Source organism: Candidatus Contendobacter odensis Run_B_J11, assembly GCF_000531125.1.
Classification (GTDB): Bacteria; Pseudomonadota; Gammaproteobacteria; order Competibacterales; family Competibacteraceae; genus Contendibacter; species Contendibacter odensensis.
This window is the reverse complement of the sequence record NZ_CBTK010000263.1, coordinates 1-9,444: the sequence shown is the minus strand read 5'-3', so window position 1 is coordinate 9,444 and position 9,444 is coordinate 1. Positions and strand designations below refer to the sequence as shown.

The 9,444-nt window shown below is 55.3% G+C and carries 12 protein-coding genes and 1 pseudogene; 3 read left to right on the top strand and 10 right to left on the bottom strand.

The window, feature by feature from the left end:
* Positions 1–98: 98 nt before the first annotated feature.
* On the bottom strand, positions 99–659 hold the full coding sequence (locus BN874_RS15900) for a hypothetical protein (RefSeq protein WP_034435205.1): 561 nt from the start codon (positions 657–659) through the stop codon (positions 99–101).
* A 105-nt stretch (positions 660–764) separates the two neighbouring features.
* Entirely contained in the window at positions 765–1,304 is a 540-nt protein-coding gene (locus BN874_RS15895) for a DUF3782 domain-containing protein (protein ID WP_034435204.1), read from the bottom strand.
* Between the two features lie 193 nt (positions 1,305–1,497).
* On the opposite strand from BN874_RS15895, the gene BN874_RS15890 reads away from it, so the two are divergent.
* A complete protein-coding gene (locus BN874_RS15890) occupies positions 1,498–1,767 on the top strand; it encodes a BrnT family toxin (RefSeq protein ID WP_034435203.1) in 270 nt (89 codons plus the stop codon).
* Positions 1,733–2,074 (top strand): BrnA antitoxin family protein, encoded by a 342-nt coding sequence (locus BN874_RS25810; protein ID WP_034435202.1) that lies wholly within the window; start codon positions 1,733–1,735, stop codon positions 2,072–2,074. Before BN874_RS15890 ends, BN874_RS25810 begins: the two co-directional genes overlap by 35 nt.
* Before the next feature lie 337 nt (positions 2,075–2,411).
* Here the strand turns inward: BN874_RS25810 and BN874_RS15880 are convergent, their stop codons facing one another.
* On the bottom strand, positions 2,412–2,930 hold the full coding sequence (locus BN874_RS15880; protein ID WP_034435201.1) for an NERD domain-containing protein: 519 nt from the start codon (positions 2,928–2,930) through the stop codon (positions 2,412–2,414).
* A gap of 105 nt (positions 2,931–3,035) precedes the next feature.
* Positions 3,036–3,596, bottom strand: coding sequence for a hypothetical protein (locus BN874_RS15875; RefSeq protein WP_034435200.1), 561 nt, complete (start codon positions 3,594–3,596; stop codon positions 3,036–3,038).
* 706 nt (positions 3,597–4,302) lie between these two features.
* On the opposite strand from BN874_RS15875, the gene BN874_RS15870 reads away from it, so the two are divergent.
* On the top strand, positions 4,303–5,421 hold the full coding sequence (locus BN874_RS15870; protein WP_034435198.1) for a PEP-CTERM sorting domain-containing protein: 1,119 nt from the start codon (positions 4,303–4,305) through the stop codon (positions 5,419–5,421).
* Between the two features lie 125 nt (positions 5,422–5,546).
* Here the strand turns inward: BN874_RS15870 and BN874_RS15865 are convergent, their stop codons facing one another.
* The 6 genes and pseudogenes from BN874_RS15865 to BN874_RS25190 all read right to left on the bottom strand — a co-directional run.
* The gene (locus tag BN874_RS15865) at positions 5,547–6,338 is read right to left on the bottom strand and encodes an SDR family NAD(P)-dependent oxidoreductase (RefSeq protein ID WP_034435197.1); all 792 of its coding nucleotides are present in this window, start codon (positions 6,336–6,338) and stop codon (positions 5,547–5,549) included.
* Between the two features lie 28 nt (positions 6,339–6,366).
* A complete protein-coding gene (locus BN874_RS15860; RefSeq protein ID WP_034435196.1) occupies positions 6,367–7,992 on the bottom strand; it encodes a GMC oxidoreductase in 1,626 nt (541 codons plus the stop codon).
* 149 nt (positions 7,993–8,141) lie between these two features.
* Positions 8,142–8,441, bottom strand: coding sequence for a type II toxin-antitoxin system RelE/ParE family toxin (locus BN874_RS15855; RefSeq protein ID WP_034435195.1), 300 nt, complete (start codon positions 8,439–8,441; stop codon positions 8,142–8,144).
* Positions 8,438–8,710 (bottom strand): YlcI/YnfO family protein, encoded by a 273-nt coding sequence (locus BN874_RS15850; RefSeq protein WP_034435194.1) that lies wholly within the window; start codon positions 8,708–8,710, stop codon positions 8,438–8,440. The genes BN874_RS15855 and BN874_RS15850 overlap by 4 nt, the downstream gene beginning before the upstream one ends.
* Before the next feature lie 135 nt (positions 8,711–8,845).
* Positions 8,846–9,013, bottom strand: coding sequence for a hypothetical protein (locus BN874_RS24690; RefSeq protein WP_195912210.1), 168 nt, complete (start codon positions 9,011–9,013; stop codon positions 8,846–8,848).
* Between the two features lie 128 nt (positions 9,014–9,141).
* Positions 9,142–9,444 (bottom strand): annotated as a pseudogene (locus tag BN874_RS25190) (hypothetical protein); the annotation flags it as partial.

The window sequence follows — 9,444 nt, the reverse complement described above, 5'->3', positions numbered from 1 at the left end:
GTGAGAAAGACAATATTTTACCACAATTTCAATAAGTTATCTTTTTTGTCATGTACAAAGGGAAATTTTACACCGCGAATTTTCCGGGTTTTCGCGCTTCACCATGCTTTAGGCTGAAACTGGGCGTCATTGAGGATTACGACGGTTTCGCCGCTCTGCGCCAGCACGAAGAAGCCCTTGCGGCAGGCGTAACGGGCGGCTTCTTTCGGGATCACCATCGCGGCCACTGCGCCCATGGCTCGCACCTCGGCGTAACGCGGCAACAGGCGTTTGAATTTCGCCAAGCGCTCCAAGTGGTCGTCGACATCGGCGACGGTGAGCTTGCTCTTGACCTCGACCAGCACCGCTTCGGTGTCATTCACCACCAGCAGGTCGATCTGAATCCCCTCCGTACCGCGATCCACTTCGACATCGGGGTAGACTTCATGGATATCGATCCCCCGCGCCTGAAAGAGCCGTACCACCGCCGGTTTGACCAGCCCCTCGACGAACTCGCCCAGCCGGTTGCCTAACTCGCCGATTTGCTTGCTCACTCTTTTCACTTCCCGGCTGGTCTCCTTGACCTCTTGAGCAAGTTCCTTGATCACCCGATCCGTTTCCTGAAACTTGCGATCCGTTTCCCGGAACAAGGCCCATACCTCATCTAATGTCGTTGCCATCGCTACGTACTCCTTTGAAAAATGGACTGAGCATAACCTTGGACAGCGCACCGGGCGGGCGTTGTCAGGAAATTTTACACCGCGAATTTTCCGGGTTTTCGCGCTTCACCATGCTTTAGGCTGAAACTGGGCGTCATTGAGGATTACGACGGTTTCGCCGCTCTGCGCCAGCACGAAGAAGCCCTTGCGGCAGGCGTAACGGGCGGCTTCTTTCGGGATCACCATCGCGGCCACTGCGCCCATGGCCCGCACTTCGCGGTAGCGCGGCAACATCTGCTTGAATTTCGCCAAGCGCTCCAAGTGGTCATCGACATCGGCAACAGTGAGCTTGCTCTTGACCTCGACCAGCACCGCTTCGGTGTCATTTACCACCAGCAGGTCGATCTCTATCCCTTCGCTGCCGCGATCCACTTCGATGCCGGTATGCACTTCATGCACGTCGATCCCGCGCTCCTGAAACAGCCGCACCACTGCGGGTTTGACCATCGCCTCGACAAACTCACCCAGTCGGTTGCCTAACTCGCCGATTTGTTTACTCAGTTGCTTGATTTGCCGGTCGGTCTCTTTCATTTGCCGGTCGGTGTCTTTCTGAGATTCCGCGACTTCGCGGAACAAGGCCCATACCTCATCTAATGTTGTCGCCATCGCCCTGCGCTCCCGTAAAAAATTGGCTCTTGCGAACCTTGGACAGCGCCCCGGGCGGGCGTTGTCAGGAAATTTTACACCGCGAATTTTCCGGGTTTTCGCGCTTCACCATGCTTTGGGCTGAAACTGGGCGTCGTTCAGTTGTATAAACCAATCGCTGATCTTTTCATCAGATTGTTAATACAATAATCTCATGATCACCTTCGATGAAACCAAGCGCCAAGCCAACCTCCGCAAGCATGAGCTGGATTTCGCGGACTGCGAAACCGTTTTTGATGCGCCGCTGGTGACGGAAGAAGATACCCGCGAGGCGTATGGCGAGCAGCGGTTGAAAAGCCTCGGTTGGCTGAACGGGCGAGTTGTCGTGGTGATCTGGACCGAGCGGGACGCCGGCCCCCCTGTGATTTCCTGCCGCTATGGTGACAAGCATGAAACCCAACGCTACTTCCGAGAAGTGCTTTAGCCCCGAACAGGTCGCCGCTGCTTTGGCCGCTGCCCCTGAAACGCCGGTGACGGACGCCGACAACCCGCGCACCCAGCCGGAAGACTGGGACCACGCGATGGTCAGCCACTCCTATGCGGAATTGCGGGAGAAGTTGGCCGAGAAGCGTCGCGTTCGAGGAGCGCAAAAATCGCCGCGCAAGGTGCCGACCACCATCCGCTTTGATGCCGATGTGCTGGCCGCCTTGAAAACGACCGGCAGCGGTTGGCAAACACGGGTCAATACGGTGATGCGTGAGTGGGTTCAGGCCCATTTTACCCGGAGTTGATCGGCGAATGGGATGTCGCCAAGGTCTATCAAGCTGCGCTCCGATTTCGGCGGGGCGCCTTGGATGGGATGGGGCGCAGGGTCAGACTTTTTTGCACGGCCATTAGCTCGGCGCGGTTGCGCATCCCCTGTAGCAGTTCCAGGGAGGTTATACCCATTCTCGGTAGATTTTCGTATTCATGGTCGTCATTCCCGCGAATGCGGGAATCCAATCAGCCGCTGAAAGACTGGATACCCGCTTTCGCGGGTATGACGAACGGCTGGAGAGGTTGGATCAGCGGGACAAAAGCCGCGTTGTCAGAAAATTTTACACCGCGAATTTTCCGGGTTTTGGTGGTTCACCACACCTTCGGCTGAAACTGGGCGTCGTTCAGGATCACCACGGTTTCACCGCTCTGCGCCAGCACGAAGAAGCCCTTGCGGTAGGCGTAACGCGCGGCCTCTTTCGGGATCACCATCGCCGCCATCGCGCCCATGGCTCGCACCTCGGCATAGCGCGGCAACAGGCGCTTGAATTTTTCCAACCGCTCCAGATGTTCGTCAACATCGGCGACGGTGAGCTTGCTCTTGACCTCGACCAGCACCGCTTCGGTGTCGTTCACCACCAGCAGGTCGATCTGAATCCCCTCCGTACCGCGATCCACTTCAACATCGGGGTAGACTTCATGGATATCGATTCCCCGTGCCTGAAACAGCCGCACCACCGCCGGCTTGACCAGCCCCTCGACGAACTCGCCCAGCCGGTTGCCTAACTCGCCGATTTGTTTACTCAGTTGCTTGATTTGCCGGTCGGTGTCTTTCTGAGCTTCCGCGACTTCGCGGAACAAGGCCCATACCTCATCTAATGTCGTTGCCATCGCTACATACTCCTTTGAAAAATAGACTGAGCATCCTCTTGGACAGCGCCCCGGGCGGGCGTTGTCAGAAAATTTTACACTGCGCATTTTCCGGGTTTTCGCGCTTCACCACGCTTTGGGCTGGAACTGGGCGTCGTTCAGGATTACGACGGTTTCGCCGCTCTGCGCCAGCACGAAGAAGCCCTGCCGGCAGGCGTAACGGGCGGCTTCTTTCGGGATCACCATCGCCGCCACTGCGCCCATGGCCCGCACTTCGGCGTAACGCGGCAACAGGCGTTTGAATTTCGCCAAGCGCTCCAGGTGGTCGTCAACATCGGCGACAGTGAGCTTGCTCTTGACCTCGACCAGCACCGCTTCGGTGTCATTCACCACCAGCAGGTCGATCTGAATCCCCTCCGTACCGCGATCCACTTCGACATCCGGGTAGACTTCATGGATATCGATCCCCCGCGCCTGAAACAGCCGCACCACCGCCGGTTTGACCAGCCCCTCGACGAACTCGCCCAGCCGGTGGCCTAACTCGCCGATTTGCTTGCTCACTCTTTTAACTTCCCGGCTGGTCTCCTTGACCTCTTGGGCCAGTTCCTTGATCACCCGATCCGTTTCCTGAAACTTGCGATCCGTTTCGCGGAACAAGGCCCACACCTCATCTAATGTCGTTGCCATCGCCCTGCACTCCGGTGAAAAATGGACTGAGCATAACCTTGGACAGCGCATTTTGAGCGCGTTGTCAGAAAACTTTACACCGCTAATCATCCGCCCTATTTCGACCCACAGCGGGCAAAAATCGGGGGAAATCGGGTTGAATGGGATTCGGGAAACGTGGGCAGGGCAGATTGCCCGGTCGTTCCGGCACTGAATACCGTTTAACTCGCTGATTTAGAAGCTTGTCAGAAAATTTTACACCTCCAATAATCCGCCCTATCGCGGCCCGCAGCGGGCAAAATCCAACGGGAAATCGGGTTGGAATGGAGGTTCGGAAGCGTGAGCAGGGCAGATTGCCCGGTCGTTCCGGCACTGAATACCGTTTAACTCACTGATTTGGAAGCTTGTCAGGAAATTTTACACCGCGAATATCCGCCTTATCGCGGCTTGCAACGGGCAAAAATTAACGGGAAATCGGGGTGGAATGTCAGTTTCGGGAGTCTGGATAGGGCGGATTGCGCTGCGCCAGGGATTGGGTAAGTAACGCACCTGCTGGCTTGTCAGAAAATTTTACACTCAGGCTCGATTTTTTCTGGCAAAAATCACGAAATATTTTATAACAATTTGAAAAATAATAATTTAATTTTACTTGGCATCTTTCATGCTTTAATCTAATCAAGTCTTCTTTCCGCCCTAACGGCAAACAATCCACTGAGGAGCAACACTCATGACGACTACCAAGAAAACCCTTCTCGCTGCGGCAGTGTTGGCAGCGCTTGCGGCTGGCCCGGCGAACGCCCTAAAGATTAATCCCAATGGAGCCGGTGGTGGTGTCATTGACATAGCCGGACTCGACTGGAATGTAGGCAATTTGCTATCTACACCCATAAGCAATCCGGCGAACGCCGGAATTACACAAGGCTTATTTGTTGACGCTTATGGCTTCAATGTCCCAATCAAAGCCACCAATTCGGTGACAGCACTCGAATTTGGAAGCGTCATTCAAGCGTACACTCAAGCTTCCTTGAGTACGTTCAACCTGTCGAACGGTGGCAGCGGCCTGGGAGAATTAGGCGCAGCCGGAGAATGGACCTTTGTCATGGGCTTCGCTGAACAGGTCATTGATTTCGCAGCAGGTGCGTTAACTGAGACGGCGACCTTTGGTGCGATTAAGGGTGGTGTCAACTATTTCAAAATTTATTATAGCCCAGTAGCAGACAGTGAAAACTTGTTGGGTACGAACTTCGAAAACGGTACGTTGGTTCTTAGTGGTACGGTGAATCCGTATGGCGGCATTGGGGCTGATGGAACAAGTTCTTTTTCAGCTCAAGGTACTTTTCCAGGGTCTCAAACGCAGCCTACCACGATCAAAAATTTGGACGATTACCCGTTAGGTGACAATGACTACACTAAAATTAGAACCATTACCGGCGGGGGAGACGGTTCGTTACTAGTCAACATTGATACGATTAATTCAGCGTTTATCTTGGAAGATATCACTCAGTTAAACATAAGCTTTACGACTCAGCAGCGGCTGAATTTCAATACGGCGGATCCGTCGAGTTGCATGTGGAATGGTTCTGCTTTCGTCACTGCGGCGGGAAATGGTTATGCGTGTGGATCGGCGGGCGACACCGGAACTATCGGTGCAGTGAATGGTTTGAAGTCAGGAAGCTATGCTTGGCTGAATGGAGGCGCTACGTATACTGCTGCTCCGAACGAACTCTTGCAGGTTGACGCAAGCAGCTCTATACCCTCAAATCCTGTTCCCGAACCGATGTCGGTTGCGCTAATGGGAATCGGGCTAGTGGGCCTCGGATTCGTGCGCCGCAGCCGCAAGAGCTAAACCCCGTAATTCATTTGGATTTTATTATAAACCCCGCTTCGGCGGGGTTTTTTTGTGGTTCAAGGGCTACCCGAAGATAAAAAATGGGCGTTTTACGCAATGTTAGACGGCACCATGCATAAACTTTACTTAGGTGGCCGAAACATCTTCGCCACTTCCCGAATCACTATGCTGGCTGGAAAAAGACCGGCAAAGAAGCGTTGCTTATAAGTCCCTTTCGCTGCTACGGCGAGAGGGGAATCATTGGTCAAACTCTTTAGTGCGACTTGTACCACCTCACTCGGATTTCCTCTCTCCTGAATGGCGCTTGCATAAGCGCCGGCTTTGGCGTCGAATTCTGTAGCCGTCGGGCCAGGAATCAAGGTCTTAACTAAGACGCCGCGCTCTTTCCATTCGCCATAAAGCGCTTGACTGAAACTGTGTACGAACGCTTTGGTAGCCGCATAAGTGGCCATGAAGGGCACTGGCTGATAGGCAGCGCCGGACGAGACGTTGATGATGACGCTGGAGGGGAAAGTCACGAGATCGGGCAGGAACGTATGACAAAAATCGACCACCGCGCCGACATTCACTTGGATCATCTGTTGATAGACATCAGCCGACGTCGCCTCAAACCGTCCCCAGCGTCCGAAACCCGCGTTATTGATCAATATGCGGGGACAGATACCTACCGTATTGACGGCTTGCCGGACTTCCCCGGCGGCGGAGGGCTGGCTGAGGTCTTTAACTAGCACCAGTGTGCGGATAGAGTGCCGGGCCTCCAGTTCTCCCGCCAATTCCTTGAGTTGCTGCTCGCGGCGGGCCACCATCACCAGATTCACCCCCAGTGGCGCGAGTTGCAAACAAAACTCCCGACCAATCCCGGACGACGCTCCGGTGACTAGCGCCCAACTGTTTCGATAGTCTTCCAGATTCATGGATAACCTCGCATTTTCGACAGGGGCATCAACCCCGAATCCCACACAGGTCTTTAGCCACCCTCAGTGAATTGGCAGCAATCGTGAGGCTGGGATTAGTACCACCGCTTGAAGGAAAAAACGAACTATCCACGACATACAAATTGCCGAGTCCATGCGCCCGGTTGCGGGGATCAAGCACACTCTCCTTCGGATTCTCCCCGAAGCGGCAGGTCCCACAAGCATGGGCGATCCGCTCGTTGTTCTCGGCCTGTTTAACGATTTGCACTTTGTAGGGCCGTAACGCTTCGCGGACCCTATCCCGAAACCGCTCAATTCTAGCCTGTTCAGTGGGCTGGATCCGGTAATAAAGTTGCGTTGATCTTTGATCCGATCCGATAGTCACCCGGTTATCTGGGTAGGGTAAATCCTCCATGATCCCCGCCAGCACCAGACTCCGTTCCACCATCCGCCGTAACATCGGTTTGAGCATCGGCTTAACCCATCGGAACGGTTTGGCCAGCCAAGGTAAGGGGCCATGATGAATATCTTGTTCCAATGATTCCGCCAGCATCTCGGCAGGCGGCAACCGCCCGAAGGATTGAACCGTTCCCAGCCGTTCCGGGGAATGGTAAAAATCGTTGAAAGCCAGTTCCTTATGACGGTTGTCACCCGCACTATGACGGGGCGTAATCAAGTACAAATCCACAAAGTGGCGCATGAGATTACGTCCCACCAGACCAGAATCGTTCGCCAATCCATTCGGCCAAAAGTCGGAACGGGAACGGAGTAGTAGGTTAGGCGTGACTAAAGCCCCGGCGGCCAGCACCACGAGGTCGCCCTTCAGAACAAACTGTTTCCCCTGCCGTTCGCAGACTACACCCGTCACCGCTTCCCGCGTCGCTTCGAGCCGCACCACCTCGCACTGATCCAGCAGGGCAGCGCCATGTTGCGCCAAGGCGGGTTGCAGGCATATCCGTGCACTGTCGTTCTTGCACTCTCGGGGACATAAATAGCCCTGGCAACATTCGCAACCCGGAACAGACTCACAGGCCATGGGGAGCCGGTAAGGATGAAGATTCTTGTCCTGTAAAAACTGGGTCAACTCTTGAGCAGCGGGCATCAACGGCGGCAGCGCCGGCAGAGGATGCGCGGTTCCCTCGGCACGCAATGGATCGCCGCCCCCCCGAACGCGGTAAAGTTGTTCGGCAGCCGTGTAATACGGAGCCAAGTCCTGATAGGAAATCGGCCAGCGTTCGGGCAACGAAGTCCCGGCAATATCCGGGTAGTTATGGCGCGGCGTGAAATCCTCTGGAAAAAACCGTTCCATCGCCATCCCGTAGAGCGCACTGGAACCGCCAGTGCTGGCACCGATAAACGGGATGAAGCGGCGCGGCTTCGATGCTGAACAATCCTCAATCTGATCCCAACACCGGCCAGCCCGCGCCAACAATTCTCGATGTTCCGGTCGTGGAACCGATGGCTGCGCGAAAGACTGTTCCGCATAGCGTCCGGTCAAGGCTTCGGCATCGCCAAGATATGATCGCCCCTTCTCGCAGAACAACACCCGTTTGCCCGCTTTGGCAAGGGCATATCCCAAAGTTGCACCGCCGATGCCAGTACCCACGACGATAACATCCCAACGTTGGGTGATGAGGTCAGTGATCTCAGTCATGGGATAATCTCTTAGCAATTATTAGATTAGAAAGCACCGGCACCCCCGCCGCCAGTCCGGTATGCACTGTGCATCCACTGCTCACTGCCCAGCCGCGCCCAGCCGGGCCAGCTACGCCGCATCATCGGCGCAATCCAGCATTATGAAGCCTAGTGGTAATCTTCTTCGCGCTGGTGGCGAATCGCCAGGATAGTGACGGTTGCATTGTCCTCGATCTCGAACAAGGCGACGTAGCCGGCCGCACCGAATGGAATCACCATCTCGCGCAAAAAAGGGTTATCAGATAATGGCTTACGGCAGGTAAAAGGGAATTCACGCAGGAGTTCGACGCTCTTTCCGATCACCTCGCGCGCCCGACGGGCGGCCGGTAGATCGCGCTCCAACAGGAAACCGTACCACCGCCGCAAGTCTTCCCTGGCCGTCTTGGTATAGCGAACTCGATAGCTCACGCACCGGCCTTAGCTTCGGCATGACTCAGCAGGTCGTCCATCTCGCGCAAGACTTCATCGTCTGCGAAGTATTCACCCGTTTTCCGCGCCTCATCCCGCGCGGCCAGACCACGGGCGATGAACTCCTGTTGCGCCCGTCGGCACTCAATATTGGCTCGTAGGGATTGCTCCACGAAACTGGAGAGCGTCTCGCCGTTCTGCAAAACACTCTCAGCCGCCTGTCGCAGCTCGGGGTTAACTCGGAGTGAGGGAATGGAAGCGGTCTTCATAGCTGGACTCCATTGCATTGCATTTGCGTTGCATTATGGCCGATTTCCAGGCCGATAACAATCCGCCGACCTCCAGCAATCCGCCTTGCCGCTTGAAGGAGCGCGGGGGTGTAAAATTTTCTGACAGCAACCACGCTACCGCCTGTCCGCCAGCGCCGCCAACCACGCCTCGCCATCGGCGCAATCCAGCAGCGCCTCGCCCAAATCCTCCAACACCGTCGGCTCGGTGATTTGCGCCAGCACCGGCGCGCTGTGCGCCGCCACCGTGTCGCCAAAACGGCGGCGCACTAACCGCACCAGCAAATTGTTGGCCTATAGGACTTTCGCTTTCCGTCATTCCCGCGTAGGCGGGAATCCAGTCAGCCGCTGAAAAGCCTGGATACCCGCTTTCGCGGGTATGACGAATTGACGGGTTTAGCGAAAGTCCTGACCTATTCTAACCCCAATAACCGTCGGGCCTGATCCGCCGGAATCCCCGAACGGATCAAGCGCTGAATCGCCTGTTCCATACCTTTTTCGATACCTTTTTCGATGCCTTTTTCGATGCCTTTTTCGATGCCTTTTTCGATGCCTTTTTCGATACCTTTTTCGATACCTTTTTCGATGCCTTTCTCGATGCCTTTTTCAATGCCTTCCGCAATACCCTCTTCACGGGCGGTGCGCAACATGCTTAGCGCATCCCGGTAATGCTTCAGTTCCTCCTGATAGCGCTCCCGATCCGCCTCGCTCAGCGC

Coding starts and splice junctions, on each gene's coding strand:
- BN874_RS15850 (WP_034435194.1), bottom strand. CDS start 8,710: ATGAAGACCGCTTCCATTCCCTCACTCCGAGTTAACCCCGAGCTGCGA.
- BN874_RS15895 (WP_034435204.1), bottom strand. CDS start 1,304: ATGGCGACAACATTAGATGAGGTATGGGCCTTGTTCCGCGAAGTCGCG.
- BN874_RS15890 (WP_034435203.1), top strand. CDS start 1,498: ATGATCACCTTCGATGAAACCAAGCGCCAAGCCAACCTCCGCAAGCAT.
- BN874_RS15875 (WP_034435200.1), bottom strand. CDS start 3,596: ATGGCAACGACATTAGATGAGGTGTGGGCCTTGTTCCGCGAAACGGAT.
- BN874_RS25810 (WP_034435202.1), top strand. CDS start 1,733: ATGAAACCCAACGCTACTTCCGAGAAGTGCTTTAGCCCCGAACAGGTC.
- BN874_RS15880 (WP_034435201.1), bottom strand. CDS start 2,930: ATGGCAACGACATTAGATGAGGTATGGGCCTTGTTCCGCGAAGTCGCG.
- BN874_RS15860 (WP_034435196.1), bottom strand. CDS start 7,992: ATGACTGAGATCACTGACCTCATCACCCAACGTTGGGATGTTATCGTC.
- BN874_RS15865 (WP_034435197.1), bottom strand. CDS start 6,338: ATGAATCTGGAAGACTATCGAAACAGTTGGGCGCTAGTCACCGGAGCG.
- BN874_RS15870 (WP_034435198.1), top strand. CDS start 4,303: ATGACGACTACCAAGAAAACCCTTCTCGCTGCGGCAGTGTTGGCAGCG.
- BN874_RS15900 (WP_034435205.1), bottom strand. CDS start 659: ATGGCAACGACATTAGATGAGGTATGGGCCTTGTTCCGGGAAACGGAT.